This is a genomic window from Pseudomonas sp. CIP-10 (assembly GCF_020911845.1).
Lineage (GTDB): Bacteria > Pseudomonadota > Gammaproteobacteria > Pseudomonadales > Pseudomonadaceae > Aquipseudomonas > Aquipseudomonas alloputida.
Genome location: NZ_CP087160.1, coordinates 775,396 through 790,603, shown reverse-complemented (window position 1 = coordinate 790,603; position 15,208 = coordinate 775,396). Strand labels below are relative to the sequence as shown.

Annotated in this window: 16 protein-coding genes, 6 tRNA genes and 2 pseudogenes; 9 read left to right on the top strand and 15 right to left on the bottom strand. The window is 60.5% G+C overall.

The annotated features are described in order from the left end of the window. The first annotated feature begins 285 nt into the window (after positions 1-285). A complete protein-coding gene (locus LMH93_RS03600) occupies positions 286-1,671 on the top strand; it encodes a GntP family permease (protein ID WP_033725223.1) in 1,386 nt (461 codons plus the stop codon). A 64-nt stretch (positions 1,672-1,735) separates the two neighbouring features. On the opposite strand, the gene LMH93_RS03595 is transcribed toward LMH93_RS03600, so the two are convergent. From LMH93_RS03595 to LMH93_RS03565, 9 genes and pseudogenes are all read right to left on the bottom strand, one after another. After that, positions 1,736-1,963 (bottom strand): hypothetical protein, encoded by a 228-nt coding sequence (locus tag LMH93_RS03595; protein ID WP_003247523.1) that lies wholly within the window; start codon positions 1,961-1,963, stop codon positions 1,736-1,738. Next, the gene (locus LMH93_RS29610; RefSeq protein ID WP_256559744.1) at positions 1,956-2,084 is read right to left on the bottom strand and encodes a hypothetical protein; all 129 of its coding nucleotides are present in this window, start codon (positions 2,082-2,084) and stop codon (positions 1,956-1,958) included. The genes LMH93_RS03595 and LMH93_RS29610 overlap by 8 nt, the downstream gene beginning before the upstream one ends. Before the next feature lie 521 nt (positions 2,085-2,605). After that, positions 2,606-3,073 carry a helix-turn-helix domain-containing protein gene (locus tag LMH93_RS03590; RefSeq protein WP_003247525.1) on the bottom strand — a complete coding sequence of 156 codons (468 nt, stop codon included), beginning with the start codon at positions 3,071-3,073 and terminating at the stop codon, positions 2,606-2,608. Beyond that, positions 3,070-4,434, bottom strand: coding sequence for a type II toxin-antitoxin system HipA family toxin (locus tag LMH93_RS03585; RefSeq protein WP_176393428.1), 1,365 nt, complete (start codon positions 4,432-4,434; stop codon positions 3,070-3,072). Before LMH93_RS03585 ends, LMH93_RS03590 begins: the two co-directional genes overlap by 4 nt. A gap of 246 nt (positions 4,435-4,680) precedes the next feature. Further along, a complete protein-coding gene (locus tag LMH93_RS03580) occupies positions 4,681-5,070 on the bottom strand; it encodes a hypothetical protein (RefSeq protein ID WP_003247529.1) in 390 nt (129 codons plus the stop codon). Continuing rightward, positions 5,063-6,464: pseudogene (locus LMH93_RS03575) on the bottom strand (PAAR domain-containing protein). The gene LMH93_RS03580 and the pseudogene LMH93_RS03575 overlap by 8 nt, the downstream one beginning before the upstream one ends. Before the next feature lie 118 nt (positions 6,465-6,582). Further along, positions 6,583-6,741 (bottom strand): annotated as a pseudogene (locus LMH93_RS29775) (Fic family protein); the annotation flags it as partial. Between the two features lie 250 nt (positions 6,742-6,991). Beyond that, positions 6,992-7,067: transfer RNA gene (locus LMH93_RS03570), tRNA-Thr, on the bottom strand. A gap of 71 nt (positions 7,068-7,138) precedes the next feature. Continuing rightward, positions 7,139-7,549 (bottom strand): pilin, encoded by a 411-nt coding sequence (locus tag LMH93_RS03565; RefSeq protein WP_012051131.1) that lies wholly within the window; start codon positions 7,547-7,549, stop codon positions 7,139-7,141. Positions 7,550-7,765: 216 nt separating this feature from the next. Here LMH93_RS03565 and LMH93_RS03560 point away from each other — a divergent pair, with 216 nt between their 5' ends. From LMH93_RS03560 to yacG, 4 genes are read left to right on the top strand one after another with little or no spacing between them, the layout of a single operon-like run. Beyond that, the gene (locus LMH93_RS03560; protein WP_161774655.1) at positions 7,766-8,974 is read left to right on the top strand and encodes a type II secretion system F family protein; all 1,209 of its coding nucleotides are present in this window, start codon (positions 7,766-7,768) and stop codon (positions 8,972-8,974) included. 2 nt (positions 8,975-8,976) lie between these two features. After that, positions 8,977-9,843 (top strand): prepilin peptidase, encoded by an 867-nt coding sequence (locus LMH93_RS03555; protein ID WP_003247536.1) that lies wholly within the window; start codon positions 8,977-8,979, stop codon positions 9,841-9,843. Then, positions 9,843-10,466, top strand: coding sequence for a dephospho-CoA kinase (gene coaE / locus LMH93_RS03550; RefSeq protein ID WP_003247538.1), 624 nt, complete (start codon positions 9,843-9,845; stop codon positions 10,464-10,466). The genes LMH93_RS03555 and coaE overlap by 1 nt, the downstream gene beginning before the upstream one ends. Beyond that, a complete protein-coding gene (gene yacG, locus LMH93_RS03545; protein WP_003247540.1) occupies positions 10,463-10,663 on the top strand; it encodes a DNA gyrase inhibitor YacG in 201 nt (66 codons plus the stop codon). The genes coaE and yacG overlap by 4 nt, the downstream gene beginning before the upstream one ends. A gap of 187 nt (positions 10,664-10,850) precedes the next feature. Here the strand turns inward: yacG and LMH93_RS03540 are convergent, their stop codons facing one another. Further along, positions 10,851-11,558, bottom strand: a complete 708-nt coding sequence (locus tag LMH93_RS03540) for an energy-coupling factor ABC transporter permease (protein ID WP_182375514.1) — start codon at positions 11,556-11,558, stop codon at positions 10,851-10,853. Between the two features lie 86 nt (positions 11,559-11,644). Between LMH93_RS03540 and LMH93_RS03535 the strand changes: the two genes are divergently transcribed. The 4 genes from LMH93_RS03535 (at position 11,645) to LMH93_RS03520 (ending at position 14,447) form a co-directional block, all read left to right on the top strand. Further along, the gene (locus LMH93_RS03535; protein WP_060538607.1) at positions 11,645-12,076 is read left to right on the top strand and encodes a hypothetical protein; all 432 of its coding nucleotides are present in this window, start codon (positions 11,645-11,647) and stop codon (positions 12,074-12,076) included. 55 nt (positions 12,077-12,131) lie between these two features. Continuing rightward, the gene (locus LMH93_RS03530; RefSeq protein ID WP_003247546.1) at positions 12,132-12,761 is read left to right on the top strand and encodes a DUF1780 domain-containing protein; all 630 of its coding nucleotides are present in this window, start codon (positions 12,132-12,134) and stop codon (positions 12,759-12,761) included. Between the two features lie 132 nt (positions 12,762-12,893). Further along, a complete protein-coding gene (locus tag LMH93_RS03525; RefSeq protein WP_003247547.1) occupies positions 12,894-13,067 on the top strand; it encodes a DUF3094 family protein in 174 nt (57 codons plus the stop codon). Between the two features lie 84 nt (positions 13,068-13,151). Next, complete coding sequence (locus LMH93_RS03520) at positions 13,152-14,447, top strand: NAD(P)/FAD-dependent oxidoreductase (protein WP_003247549.1); 1,296 nt, start codon at positions 13,152-13,154, stop codon at positions 14,445-14,447. Positions 14,448-14,638: 191 nt separating this feature from the next. Here LMH93_RS03520 and LMH93_RS03515 read toward each other — a convergent pair. The 5 genes from LMH93_RS03515 to LMH93_RS03495 all read right to left on the bottom strand — a co-directional run bounded on the left by LMH93_RS03515 (position 14,639) and on the right by LMH93_RS03495 (position 15,081). Continuing rightward, a tRNA-Lys gene (locus LMH93_RS03515) sits at positions 14,639-14,714 on the bottom strand. A 5-nt stretch (positions 14,715-14,719) separates the two neighbouring features. Further along, positions 14,720-14,796 (bottom strand) — tRNA-Pro (locus LMH93_RS03510). 46 nt (positions 14,797-14,842) lie between these two features. Next, positions 14,843-14,918 (bottom strand) — tRNA-Lys (locus LMH93_RS03505). A gap of 6 nt (positions 14,919-14,924) precedes the next feature. Further along, positions 14,925-15,001: transfer RNA gene (locus LMH93_RS03500), tRNA-Pro, on the bottom strand. 4 nt (positions 15,002-15,005) lie between these two features. After that, positions 15,006-15,081, bottom strand: a tRNA-Asn gene (locus tag LMH93_RS03495). Positions 15,082-15,208 lie beyond the last annotated feature (127 nt).

Below are 15,208 nucleotides of genomic sequence, written 5' to 3'. Positions count from 1 at the left end.
CATATAGATGACCATACAACAAGGTGAATCAATCGATGACCATGCTGCCCAAGCGCCCCGTCGCCACACCGCCGCACACCGGCCTCAGCGCCACGCCTCCCTGCTGCCCATCTTCCGTTACCAGGCGCCCGCCTGTGAGCGGCAGCTAGCGCAAAGCCGCGTCCCCTTCCTCGAAAACGTAGCAGCAGCCCCAACGGCAGCCACCTGGGCATGCCCCGTGGAAACGCCCGTCACGCCTTCAAACCCTGAGTGCAGCCGAGCGCCAGCCCAACCGAGACTCCTTGAATGACTCCCTTAGATATACAGCTATTACTGACAGCCTTGGCCAGTGTTCTGGTGCTGGTGGCGCTCATCGTTTCGCGCCTTAAGATGCACCCGCTGCTGGCCTTGCTGGTGGTGTCCATTGGCGTGGGCTTCGCAACGCATATGGCGCCAGGCAGCATCGTCTCCCACCTGCTCACCGGCGCCGGCAAGACACTGGGCGCAGTGGGGGTGGTGATCGCGCTGGGTGCGATGCTTGGCAAGATCCTGGCTGACGCAGGCGTCACGGAGCAGGTCGCGGATGTCATCCTCAAGCGCACCTCCGACCGCATGATCCCTTGGGCCATGATGCTGGTTGCCTTCGTCATTGGCATCCCCATGTTTTTCGAAGTCGGCCTGGTGATCATGCTGCCGCTGATATTCAGCGTGGCGCGCAAACTGGAAAGCAAGGCGCGCTTCAAAGGCTCGGCGTACGTGTATGTAGGTGTGCCGGTCATTTCGGCGCTTGCCGCCATGCACGGCATGGTACCGCCGCACCCAGGCCCCCTGACCGCCATCGCCGTGCTCAAGACCTCGGTCGGGCCCACCATGCTCTATGGCTTCCTTGCCGCCATTCCGGCAATGATCCTGGGCGGCCCGCTGTACGGCATGTTCATTTCACCGCGCATGAACACGCGGCCCGATCAGGCCTTGCTGGACCAGTTCACACTGGCTGAAAAAGCCGATGGCCAGCCCCGCCCCGGGGTAATGGTCGGCGTGCTGGCCGCATTGCTGCCGGCCATCCTGATGCTGGTGCATGCCGTCGCCGAGATGCTGCTGCCCAAAGGCAATGCGCTGCTGGAACTGGCCAGTTTCCTGGGCAACCCGCTGATCGCCATGCTGCTGGGCGTGCTGTTCGCCGGCGCCAGCCTGGTGCTTGCGCGCGGCGGCGACGCCGAACAGCTGCGCGATGCACTGGGCAAAAGCCTCAAGCCAATCGCCTCGATCATCATGATCATTGCCGGTGGCGGTGCCTTTCAAGAGATGCTGACCAGCGCCAAGGTAGGCGATGCCATTGTGCACCTGACCCAGCAATCTGCCTTCCCTCCCCTGATTCTGGGGTGGCTGATCGCGATGCTGCTCTCGGTGTCTACCGGCTCTGCCACCGTCGGCATCGTGGGTGCTGCCGGCTTGCTGGCACCGCTGGCAGGTGCAGACCCCAGCCTCAACCTGCCTTTGCTGGCCTTGTCCATCGGCTGCGGTTCGCTGTTCTTCAACTATGCGAACCATGCAGGCTTCTGGATGGTGAAGGAGTCGTTTGGCATGACCATGGGCGAAGCCACCAAGACCATCTCGGTGGTGCAGTCCATCGTGGCGGTGGTCGGGCTGATTGTGGTGTTGATGTTGAATGCGGCCATCACCATAGGTTGAACTCGAGTCAACGGGGGCTGCGCAGCAGCCCCAATCTGGCCCCACCCTCGAGCAACGATCTGGCCTAACGTTCCAGATCCTGCTCGCTTCGTTCCATTACCTTCCCACACTGCTCACTGGCCAACCGGCTGATGATCCGGATCGCCTGATGGATACCGGCCGTGTTGCGAAAACTCAGCCGCGGGTTGTGTTCGCACTCGAGCATTTCGTCGTGCTGGACCAGGGCTTCGCCTAGCAGCTCCAGGGTCCAGGCGTAGCTTTGGATGGTGGAGAGGCGTTCTTGGTCAGACATGGCGGGCCTCCGATTGGACGGAGGTGAAGAAAGGTTTGCCGACGGTGAGCTCACTCAGGGCGGCCGAAGAACAACGGCGGCGAACGGATACGCGGATCTGTAACGGGTTTACGGTGGTCATGCATGAGTTCCTTTCGTGATGGAACTGCCACCGCTCGCGGCCAAGCAAGTTAAGGTGGCAGCAGTACGCGGGTTGGCCGACCGGGACGAAAGGAGCCCGGCACACCCGAAGGTGTCCCGCGCACCACCGCCATAACGCAACATCGCGGGCACAAAAAAAGCGCCTGCGATGGAGATTGGGCGCTGATGCGCCTTTCGATTCCGACCGGCCAAGGTCGCATCGCCGATGCTTCGGCGACAGAGGGACTTTATTCCTGGGTGGCGGTTTTCGCAAGTTTCTCGGGGCACGAATAGCCAACGCGCGCCGTAGGAAAACGGCTTGCCACAGGTCACATGTACTTCCCAGGATAAATGCGGTCCGTGTAGGAGCTGGCTTGCCTGCGAAGGGCTGCGCAGCAGCCCCATACCCCGATATGACTGGAATAATCCTTCAGCGGCCTTAAGCAGACTAGGCCAGGCGCAACATGCGATACCTGGCCAACCGGCTAATAATCCGAATCGCTTGATGAATCCCAGTTGTAGTTATTCCTGACTGCTTTTCCGTGCCCGTGACGATGCCGGCCTCGACACTGCCTTCTTCGCTTTGGCTGCCGCAGGGCTTTTCCCTCGTTTCGGTCCGGCCACCACGCAGGAACTGGCTAGCGGCGCGGCCACAGCGATTGGCCCACCAGTCTTCAACTGGCCGACAGTGTTGCCGACGAGCGTTGCAGTGGGCTTATCTTTGGCAGTCATCACCATCCCCATCCGCACACCAAAGAGACGCAGCACGGCCTCCAAAGTGCTGAGCTTCGGATTCGACTTCCCGCTTTCCAGTTCGTACAGGCTTTTCGTGGACATCTTGCACATGGCCGCGAAGGTCTCTTGGTCAAGCCCGGTGACTTCGAGCCGCAGACGGCGGATGGACGTGCCAATTGGATCGAGCCCCGCCGCGTTGCGCTTGACGATATCCTCTACAAGCTGGGCGCGCTCTTCAGGCTGTAGTTTTTTCATCGCAGTCCCCACTCCACGAGTCGCTTGTCCAGGTTATTCACGGGTAGAGAGGCTGCATTGCGCATCGATTCGGGCGCATCGGTCAGCAAATCGGGCAACGCCCGGAATGCCTCAGCCGCATTCATCAACCGTTGCAGCAGGACATCGGGATCAGTGTAACCAACAAGCTCAGCGCAGTTGTCGCGCCAATTAGAAGACCCCTTGCGCTCTGCCGCCCACTTCGTCGTCCGTGTGATGCCCTCTTCATCGAGGATCATTGGCGCGAGGTCATAGATTGGCGCCAAACAAAACCTCCCACCCACACGCATGATGGAAGTGTTGCGGCCGTGGTTATCGGTGTTCCCTAAAATGCGGTTCAGCAGATCGCGCCGCACATACTCGAACACCAGGTCGTCCACCTCATCCTGCTGGCCGTTATCGATCCATAGGCCTACCAGTCGGTGAACCACTTCGGCATGCGCCATCGGATGCGCGTAGCCGGTAATACCGCAGATCGAGTACACCGACTCCAGGGGTATCCGCTCCACCATGCCATCCACTACTCGGCGATCAAATCGTGGCATCCAGAGGCTTGGCTTCAATGCCTCTTCAAGCGCCAAACCATCAGTGGCAACCGTATCAAGGCCGAGGGCAGCAACCGCCTTGTAGTAATGAAACTCTGTTCGCAGGATGTCTTGGTCGCGCTCGCCGCCTCGATTACGCGCGAACTTGATCAGCCAGTGACGGCACGCCTGGTCATCGGGGAGCATCGCATCCGCATACAGAGCACCGCCGTGGGCTTCGGTCATGACTAGCTTGGGGGCTTGCCCGTTGGCACCGGTAGCACCGCCCAACGCCGCGCCGGTTTCATAGGCGTACTCAAGAAATTCGTTCGTCCTGTCCACGACCTCAGCATGCGCGAAAGCCTCGCTCCGATCCGGCTGAAGGCCTTCCACCGATTCCTTGATGCGCAGGTGCCCAATAGGCGCCGGCGTGAAGCGCTCCAGAAGGTACAACCCCATTTCCACACCTTCGGGCTTAAGACGCCCATAGCGGGATTCAAGAGAGTCCTTGGCAGCACCAGAGGGAATGATGTCGTAGAGGAATGCTGGATACCCTTTGACGTCATGGTGGTCCCAGTTCAACGGAAGGTTAACGCTTAGGGCGAGTTCGCAACGATCTTCCATGCGATCAACGTTCGCGATGATGTAGTCGCTGTCGTAGGCGACAAGGCACCTTCCATCAGCAACACGCTCGGGGTTCTCAACCGTGAGTGTCGCTGCATCGCGCCATGCACCATCGGAGAAAGCCTGGATCGTGAGTCTGAGCGGCATCGGGACACCATTAATCAGTACTTTAATGCTGATTATCATAGTGCGCATGGCAGTAATCGGCAATATTTTGCTGATTAAAAGCTTAAGCACGGATAAAACCGGCATCACACTACCGATTATGCATTCACAGCGCGCGGGAGGGGGGCTAGAGGTCGTTGCTGCGCCTGGAAGGCAGGAAGTGTGATTCAACCTTTGGGTTATAGGACCATGTTTAATTGCGTTGGGTAGGTGGTGGATGGCACGGGCTTCGCCCGCGTTCGCGGGTAAACCCGCTCCTACAGGGGGGTGGAACGGCTACGCCTTGATGAATCCATAGGTCACCCACATCCAAGCGAAGCCAAAGGCCGTCAGCCACGTGGATACCTGTAGAGCCAACTTAAGTTTTGCAGGGAAGTTTTCTAGCTCTTCGATGTCCAGATGCCCTCGGCGCATATGTACGCCAGGCCAAATGAGTATTCCACAAAGAAACGTTATCAGCAGCCACCGAGCGCCAAAGCGCCGCGTGCCCAAAAACAGTTTCATTTGCTCCAGGCCGGGATGACTTTGGATAGCCGAGGTTGCAACAGTGAAATTTCTTGTACCCGCGATGAATGCACTGACCGCACAACCGGCCAACGCGATCACGAACGGACACGCCAGCATTATCCACTTCAGCCACACGGGCCAACTCTCGAACTCAGTCATAATGTGATTCGTAGATTAGCTCGCCCATTTGCTCACCGCCCTCCGCACCGGCGATGCTCCCAGCAAAAGCCCCTCCCCCGACCAGCGCAATGCCACATACCGGCGCCCCGAAACCCGCGGTACCAGCAGAGAACACCCCACATACAGCGAGCGCAGTGATCCCAGCAATCTTGCCACCCACGATCCCTCCCGCCAGCCCCCCAGCGAAAGCACCTGCCTCAGACAAACGAATTTTTTTGCAGGCTTCGGTTTCCCCTGCACGGCAGGCCTCTTGGACTTTCAGATAGGAAGATGTACCACCTAAGCCAATTCCGACATGCCCACCATACCGAAGGTACTTACTAAGCTTCGCCACTTTGTCCAAGTATGTGGCGTACCCAGGAATCTGCCCTGGCCCACCGGCTTTTGACCAATGATGCACAAGACTCTTGGTCGAGATATTCAAGCTTTTCTTCAGCCGCTCGTAGGCCCCTAGATTCAGATGTTTATTTAGAAAAGTCGCCTTCAGCTGACCATCTAGCTTGCTCCAATAACAGCCGTCGTTCGGCGAAGAACGATGGACTATTCAGATGGCCATGGCGCAGAAATTCTTGCTGATGCAAACGCTCGATGTTGCCAAGTGTGCTGCGAAGCTGCCGGAGGCCGTGGTCCATCATGTCCTTACCCACCCCCATGGAGAGACTGGCGTCACTAAGCAGTCCGGCAATTTCAGCCTGATACTCCATCATGAAATCTGACTCGGCAAAATCGAGTACAGCCAAGGAACGTCGCGCGCGCTCGGCGGCCGCCATGAGTTGGCCCTCCTCCTGAGTGCAGGCATAACCGTTATCCGGATCGCCGATGACGAAGATTTCCCCTGCCTTGAACCCCCGCTCGAAAGTCGGGTTCAGGCGCTGCAGGTACGAAATGGGCAAGGTTGAATCATGGCTAGCCAGCTCCAACAGAATCTGCGGGAACGACATGCTCCGGGGCACCACATAGAATCCCGGCTGCATCTGCCCAGGCAACCCGCCAACCATGGCGGGCGAAGCCCCTGCCAAAGCGCTAGAGCTCCCAGGGCCAGCGGGTGTGAGGCTAGTGCGTACGGCAACCGGCAGCCGCGGCGGGGGCATTTCCCCTAAAGGCGCCACCACCCGGTTGCTACCCTCTGGGCAACCGCAATCAACTAACGCGCCATCCATCGCGACTGGCTGGCCATCCGAGATGAAGTGCCACACCCCTTCGACGACCTTTCCTTCCAGCCCGCAAAGTGGACAAGGTGTGGTGGGATCCCCCATCCTCAGGACCATTCGTCCCTCGTCGAGGTTACCTTCCCCGGTGGCGATGCAAATCGCACCTGTGGTGGTCACATCACCGTCTACTGCTTGGCCAAGCCCATCCAGACTGACGCGCATTTCAGAGTCCCTTGCGAACTGTAGGAGCGAAAGAACCTAACAGCTAAGAAGGGGCAAATGAGGCCTCGAGCAGCTAACGAGACGATTCCTACGAGCAACGCGGATTTAGGACTAGGCACGACCTAGCGGTTTGATAACTAGACTCTGTCTGAAAAAAGCCGTCGTCCCCTTCCAGCCTCAGCCTGCGCAGAAATTCGAGCTCGGCCAGAGCGTCAACCAGCGGCGAGTCGACGGATGGGTTCAGTAGCTGCAGGTCGTGGTGAGAAAACTGGGGCATCTCAAAATTATCTTTAAACGGGAAAATCATTATCTAGAAAAATTTCGGGTCTCACCCCGTAAACACTGGCCAAAACCTGATCGACAGCTAACCATTATCTAAAAATACGTCCAACCCTAAGTGGAAAACTGCGAACCGTTAAGTCAAAAACACGCAGATCCCTGGGGAAAAAGCGGGAACAAAAAAGCCCGCACAAGGCGGGCTTCTATTGGTGCCAGGTAGCGATAAATCGCCATAGGCCAACTGATTCTGGTGCCGGAGACAGGAATCGAACCTGCGACCTTCGCGTTACGAGTGCGCTGCTCTACCGACTGAGCTACACCGGCGTGTAGCGCAACGTACCACTGCTCACACCCGTAACGCAAACCCCTGTTTCCGCTGGTTTATTGCCCTGCCCTCAAGCCCCCTTGCACCCTTTGGGCGCCAGGTCTTCCTCGATGTCGGTCGTGCACGCCCAGCCGCTGGCCGAACGCGTCAGGGTCAGGGCCTTGCCCAACGCGTTGGCCGGCGCATCCACCAGGGTGCAGACAATGCTGCCGCTACCATCCGCGGCCTTGCCGCTCGCCGTGATCGCACAATGCGCCGTCGCCGGCTGGCCACCCAGCGCGGCGACATCCGCTACATCCTTTCCATCATTCAGCCGCAGATCCATCGCCGTCTTCAGCGCGCTGATCTCCAGCAACCCGGCCGCGGCTTTGGAGCGTGCCTGGTGGTTGGTGTACATCGGTAAGGCGATGGTCGCCAGAATGCCGATGATCGCGACGACGATCATCAGTTCGATCAGGGTGATACCGCGTTGCCCTTTCATGAACGTAGTTCCTTTTTGATTCGCTTACACATTGAGGTCAGTTGCGCCCCAACCGGCAGCGGCGCAGTAGGCCTGAACAGACACCTTTTGTCACCCCTGCCCGCACGGGCGTCATCTTCGCTGAACTACTCTAGTGAGCATCACGGACGCGTGCCCTTGCATGGACGCGGCAAGCTGTTTCCAGGCTTGTCGCCGGGGCTGAACAAGGACCTTTGCATGACTTCATCTTCACTTCTCTACCGCTGGCACGGCACCGACGCCAATGGCACGCCGGTCAGCGGCCAAACACCCGGGCGCAGCCCGGCTTATGTGCGTGCCGGGCTGATTCGCCAGGGCATTACGGTGGCGAGTTTGCGGCCGGCCAGCGGGCTGGCGTTCAGCTTGCCAAAGCGGCGCGAAAAGGCCGACCCGGCGGGGTTCAGCCGGCAGTTGGCGACGTTGCTCAAGGCCGGGGTGCCGCTGCTGCAGGCGTTCGAGGTGATGGGCCGCAGTGGTTGCAATGCGGCGCAGGCGGCGTTGCTGGAAAGATTGAAACAGGATGTGGCCTCGGGCCTGGGGTTGGCGGATGCGTTGCAGCGTCACCCGGCATGGTTCGATGCGCTGTATTGCAACCTGGTACGGGTGGGCGAGCAGTCCGGTACGCTCGACCGGCAGCTGGAGCAGCTGGCCGGCATGCTGGAACAGCGTCGGGTGCTGCACAAGAAGGTGCGCAAGGCGATGATCTACCCGCTGCTGCTGTTGCTGACCGGGCTCGGGGTGTCGGCGATCTTGTTGCTGGAGGTGATTCCGAAATTCGAGAGCATGTTCTCGGGCATGGGCGCGGCGTTGCCGGCATTTACCCAATGGGTGATCAACTTGTCCACAGGGCTGAGCCGGTTTGCGCCGCTGCTGCTGGTGATGGGCTTAATGCTGGGTGTTGCCGTGCGCCAGCTTTACCGGCAGCACGCGCCAGCGCGCCTGTGGATCTCTGGGCGGGTGCTGGGCTTGCCCGTGTTTGGCAAGTTGCTGGGGCAGGCCGCGTTGGCGCGGTTTGCGCGCAGCCTGGCAACGTCCTACGGCGCCGGGGTGCCGTTGCTGGATGCGCTGGGGACGGTGGCGCGGGTAACAGGTGGCGACCTGCACGAGCAGGCGGTGTTGCGGCTGCGCCAAGGCATGGCCAATGGGCAAGGGTTAAACCAGGCGATGGCCGGTGAACCGCTGTTTCCCCCCTTGCTGGTGCAGTTGACGGCCATCGGTGAATCCAGCGGCACGCTGGACCAGATGCTGGAAAAAGCCGCCAGCCATTACGAGGAACAGGTCAGCCAGGCGCTGGACCAGTTGACCAGCCTGCTGGAGCCGGCCATCGTGCTGATCCTGGGCTTGCTGGTGGGTGGCCTGGTGGTGGCGATGTACCTGCCGATCTTCCAGTTGGGTAGTTTGATCTGAACATGACTTTATGGGCTTTGCTGGCTGAACAGCCAGCGTATTTCCTCACCCTTGCCACGGTGCTCGGCCTGCTGGTGGGCAGCTTTATCAACGTGCTGGTGTATCGCCTGCCGATCATGCTGGAGCGGCAATGGCAGCGTGAGGCGCAAGAGGTATTGGGGCTGCCGACCACGCAGCACCCGCGTTTCGACCTGTGCCTGCCGGCCTCCCGGTGCCCACACTGCGCGCACCGGATTCGTGCGTGGGAGAACATTCCGGTCATCAGCTACCTGGCCTTGGGCGGGCGCTGTTCGTCCTGCAAAAACCGCATCAGCCTGCGTTACCCGGTAGTGGAAGTGGCCAGCGCGCTGCTGTCGCTGGTAGTGGCCTGGCGCTTCGGCGCTTCGGTAGAGGCGTTGCTGGCGTTGCCGCTGACCTGGTGCCTGCTGGCGCTGAGCCTGATCGATGCGGACCACCAGCTGCTGCCGGATGTGCTGGTGCTGCCGACCATGTGGCTAGGGCTGATCGTCAATGCCTTTGGCATCCATGTGCCCCTGGCCGACGCACTGTGGGGCGCAGTGGCCGGGTACCTCAGCCTGTGGACGGTGTACTGGGTGTTCAGGCTGGTCACCGGCAAGGAAGGCATGGGCTATGGCGATTTCAAGCTGATGGCGCTGATCGGGGCGTGGGGGGGTTGGCAGGTGCTGCCGTTGACGCTGCTGTTGTCGTCGGTGGTGGGGGCACTTGTTGGCCTGTGCTTGCTGCGTTTTCGCCGGCATGCCTTGGGCACGGCTATCCCGTTTGGCCCTTATCTGGCAATTGCGGGGTGGATTGCCGTGCTCTGGGGTGATGAAATATACGCCTCATACATACAACTGCTTGGATACTGATGACCACTGCGGCCTTTACCCCCTGGATTCTCGGCCTGACCGGCGGCATTGGTAGCGGCAAAAGCGCCGCTGCCGAGCGCTTTGTCGAGCTTGGCGTGCACCTGGTCGATGCCGACCAGGCGGCGCGCTGGGTTGTCGAACCTGGTCGCCCGGCCCTGGCCAGCATCGTCGAGCGCTTCGGCCCGGGCGTGCTGCAGGGCGACGGCCAGCTCGATCGCGCCGCCCTGCGTCAGCTGATTTTCGCCAACCCGGCGCAACGCAAATGGCTGGAGCAACTGCTGCACCCGCTGATCGGTCAAGAGATTTTCAGCTATCTGGCCAAGGCGCAGTCGCCTTATGCGGTCTATGTGTCGCCGCTGCTGATCGAATCGGGCCAGCACCACAAGACCCAACGTGTGCTGGTGATCGATGCGCCGCAGGACCTGCAAATAGCCCGAACCCTGGCGCGGGACAACACCAGTGCCGAGCACGTGCAGGCCATTTTGCAGGCGCAGTTGGCCCGTGAGGATCGCCTGCGCCATGCCGATGATGTGGTAGTCAATGACGGCGGCCTGGCCGCGCTGCATGAGCAGATTGACCGCCTGCACCACTTTTACCTGACTTTGAAAGGAGGGCAGCCATGAGCCAGCCATTGACCGTCGATTGCCCAACTTGCGGCGCGCCTGTGGAATGGAGCGAAAAAAACGCGTTCCGACCGTTTTGTTCGGACCGTTGCAAGCTGATCGACCTGGGCGCCTGGGCAGCCGAGGAGCACAAGATTGCGGGGTCGGAAGGGTCCGAAGATGAGCTGTATTCGGGGGACCTGGAGCCGCGGCATTGAGCTGATTGCAAGGCCGCTGTGCCGGCCTGTGGGAGCGGCCTTGTGTCGCGAAAGGGCTGCGAAGCAGCCCCGGCATTTTTTGAGTTACCACCGAATCTGGGGCTGCTTCGCAGCCCTTTCGCGACACAAGGCCGCTCCCACAGAGACCGCGTCAGGTTTTAGATGTGATGGCAGAGCCGCCGCATGATCATCGCTCCTCTTCCTTCCACGGCGCCTGCAGGTACCGCGTCCGGTTGAAGGTTTCCAGCCACTCGGGGCAAAACACCACCAGCGCACTGATCACCATGCCGTTGATGAACGCCTCGGGGAACATCATCAGCCACAGGTAGCCGACAAAGTCGCTGAGCCACTCCGGCAGGGCAAACCGCCCGTCGAGCCACAACAACCCTAGCGCCGCCGGTACGCAAATCAGCACGGTCAGCGCTGCCGGGAAGAACCCCGAACAGAAGATATAAACGAACAGGTTTCGCGGCTGGGCGCGCTCGACCACTATCGCGCACACCTCGGTAATCAGCACCGGCAAACCAATCAGCAACAAGCCGTTCACCCCCAACGCCGCCAGGTCTTGTCGCCCAAGCGCCAGCAAGCCAAGCTGGGCCATGAAGCCACCCAGCACCGCCAGCGGCCAGTCCAGCAACAGGGTGACCGCCGTCATGCCAATAAAGTGGTACGACACCCCGGTATCAAAGTCGCGCCGCACCAGCCACAGCGCAAACAGGCAGAACACCGTGCCAAACAGCAAATGCTGGCGGCGCCGGTCGGTAAACAGTTCCACCCAGCGAACCCGGCTCACCGCCCAGATCAACAACGGCACATAACCCAGCCAGCCAAGGGTAAGGGTGGTGCCGGATAACACCTGCGCGCTGATCACCTGAACAATACCCTTTGCGGCCATGTGGATAAAACCGAGTCTACACCCATTCTCCCATTCCTTCGGCTGCGGTAGGCTGACGCTTCCATTCGATGCAGGAAGCATTGGTCATGCTGGAAGGAACCAACCCCACCCTGCTACTGGCAGCGGCACTCAACGCCATCATCGGCGTACTTCACCTGGCCATCATCGCCGTGGGGCCGCGTTGGTACCGTTTGTTCGGGGCCGGTGAGCGCATGGCGGTGGCCGCCGAAAAGGGCCGCTGCTACCCGGCGCTGATCACCGCCGCTATCGCCTGCGTGTTGCTGGCCTGGTCGGCCTATGCGCTGTCGGCTGCCGGGGCGATCGGGCGGCTGCCCTTGCTGCTGCCAGTCATTTGCCTGATCACCCTGGTGTACTTGCTACGCGGTCTGCTGGGGCCAGGATTGCTGGCGGGCACCGGGCGTTCGCAGCGTTTTATCGTGGTCAGTTCGCTGATCTGCCTGGGCTTTGGCGTGGTGCATCTGGTCGGGCTGGTGCAGCAGTGGCCGGTGCTGGGCTGATTTTCACGCTTAAACAGCATCTTACCGTCATCGATTAGCGGCTAAGCTTGTCTGCATGGATGACTCAGACTACCTGCGCCTGCTTACCATCCAGGCCGAACAAGCCAATGCCTTTCTCTCCAACGCCCGTAAGTGGGAGCGGGAGCGTTGGGTGTGCCAGCGCCTGTTGCAGGGGCTGAACATTCCCTACCGCAGCGAGGACTTCACCCCGGCGGGGCAGGAGCCACCAGACGTGCTGTTCCGCGACGCCGCCTTCGAGGTGTTTTTCGTGCTCGACGAGGGCCGCCGGCTGAACGATGAATGGCGCGAGGAGCTGCAGCGGCGGCGCAGTGCGTTTTCCCTGGCGCAGCTGGTACGCCGCGAAGCACGCCCACGGCGCATCAGTGCCACCGAACTGCTGGGGCGCCTGGCGCCCACCTTGCGCAAGAAGGCGCACAACTACCGGGAACGCGGGCTGGAGCTGAACGAGCTGGACATCATCGCGTTCTCCAGCCTCAAGCGCGAAGTGCTCGACCTCAACACCCACTTCCCGCCGCCTACCGAATACCTGCGCCAAGGCTGGCGCTCGCTGTCGCTGGTCGGGCCAACCTTTGCCCGGGTACTGTTTGCCCACCCCGATGCGCCGGATTTCCTGCGCGGCAACCTGGGCCGCAGCATCGTCTTCGACGTAGGCATCAGTCTTTGATCCAGTGCAGCGACTGTTTGCGATGGCGTACACTCGGCGCCAGGGATAGAAAGCATTATCATTTGTTTCAAGCGCCTGCGCGAACGCTGTAGCGTTTGCGCAGTCACAAACGTCTACCTGACGAGGCCCACCATGACCAGTCGCCTGAACCCGGAAGATCAGCGTCGTGTCGATGAGTATCTGCGAGCCCCCCAGCACCAAGTCGAGCGCAGGCCCTTCCGGCCGTGGCTGCTCCTTGCGCTGGTGCTGGCCGTGACCATCGGGTTGGGTCTCATCAGCCGCCTGCTGAGTGGACTGGTGCTATGAGCTGCTTCGCGCTCGCCCTCCCCTCGTGCAGTTTGCGGCCGGCCCCCAGGGCCACGAATTCCGTAAACCTTATGAGATATTCCCATGACTCATCGCATCGTGATTGTCGGCGGCGGCGCCGGCGGCCTGGAACTGGCGACCCGCCTGGGTAAAAGCCTGGGCAAGCGCAAGCAGGCCGAAATCACCCTGGTGGACACCAACCTCACGCACATCTGGAAGCCACTGCTGCACGAAGTGGCCGCCGGCTCGCTGAACTCCTCGGAAGACGAACTGAACTACGTGGCTCAGGCCAAGTGGAACCACTTCAATTTCCAGCTGGGGCGCATGAGCGGCCTGGACCGTGAAGGCAAGCAGATTCAACTGGCTGCCACCCTCGACGAAGAGGGCCGCGAGCTGCTGCCTGCGCGCACCCTGGGCTACGACACCCTGGTGATTGCCGTGGGCTCCAACACCAACGACTTCGGCACCCTGGGCGCAGCGCAGCACTGCCTGTTCCTGGATACCCGCAAGCAGGCAGAGCGTTTCCACCAGCAACTGCTGAACCACTACCTGCGTGCCCACGCCGGCGACGTGGCCAGCGAGAAAATCAGCGTGGCCATTGTCGGCGCCGGTGCCACCGGTGTAGAGCTGGCGGCCGAGCTGCACCACGCTGCCCACGAGCTGGCGGCCTATGGCCTGGACCGCATCCAGCCCAAGGACATGCACATCACCCTTATCGAGGCGGGCCCGCGCGTTCTGCCGGCGCTGCCGGAGCGCATCAGCGTACCTGTTCACAAAACCCTGGAAAAACTCGGGGTGAAGGTGATGACCAACGCCGCGGTCAGTGAAGTGACCGAGGACGGCCTGAAAACCAAGGACGGTGAAGTGATCCAGGCCAGCCTGAAGGTGTGGGCAGCCGGTATCCGCGCGCCAGGTTTCCTCAAGGACATCGATGGCCTGGAAACCAACCGCATCAACCAGCTGGTCGTGCGCCCTACCCTGCAAACCACCCGCGACGACAACATCTTCGCCTTCGGTGACTGCGCCGCCTGCCCGCAACCTGGCAGCGACCGTAACGTGCCGCCGCGCGCACAGGCGGCGCACCAGCAGGCTTCGATGCTGGCGCAAAGCCTGAAGGCGCGCCTGGAGAACAAGGCCCTGCCGACGTACGAGTACAAGGACTATGGCTCGCTGGTGTCGCTGTCGCGCTTCTCGGCGGTGGGCAACCTGATGGGTAACCTGATGGGCAGCGTGAAGCTGGAAGGCTGGCTGGCGCGGATGTTCTATGTGTCGCTGTACCGCATGCACCAGATGGCGCTGTACGGGTTCTTCCGCACGGCGTTGATGATGCTGGGCAGCAAGATTGGCCGGGGTACCGAGCCGCGCCTGAAGTTGCACTAACAGGCGCCCCCATGCCCTGTAGGCGCGGGTTTACCTGTGAATGCGATGGTGGCTGCACTGCCGCATTCGCGGGTGAACCCGCTCCTACAAAGGGGCGGTGTGGCAAATAGATGCAGGTGGGATTTGCACCGATGGGCGCATTTTTCGGGGCAAAAGAAAAAGGGCATCTCATGCGAGATGCCCTTTGTTCATGGTGGGTCGTGTAGGATTCGAACCTACGACCAATTGGTTAAAAGCCAACTGCTCTACCAACTGAGCTAACGACCCAAAAATGGTCGGGGTGAGGGGATTCGAACTCCTGACATCCTGCTCCCAAAGCAGGCGCGCTACCGGACTGCGCTACACCCCGAGTGTTTCAAAAAAAAGGGCATCTCTTTGAGATGCCCTTTTCTACATGGTGGGTCGTGTAGGATTCGAACCTACGACCAATTGGTTAAAAGCCAACTGCTCTACCAACTGAGCTAACGACCCGGAAAATGGTCGGGGTGAGGGGATTCGAACTCCTGACATCCTGCTCCCAAAGCAGGCGCGCTACCGGACTGCGCTACACCCCGAGATTGGCTCCGCGACCTGGACTCGAACCAGGGACCCAATGATTAACAGTCATTTGCTCTACCGACTGAGCTATCGCGGAACTGAACTTCGGTACAACTCCGAAGACTGTGTTCGCTTCGGACTCTTTAGCTTCTTCGCTTTCGCGTTGTCGCTGCTGAGGCCGGCTATTCTACATTCTTCGTTTTGCTTGTCAACCACTTTTTTTC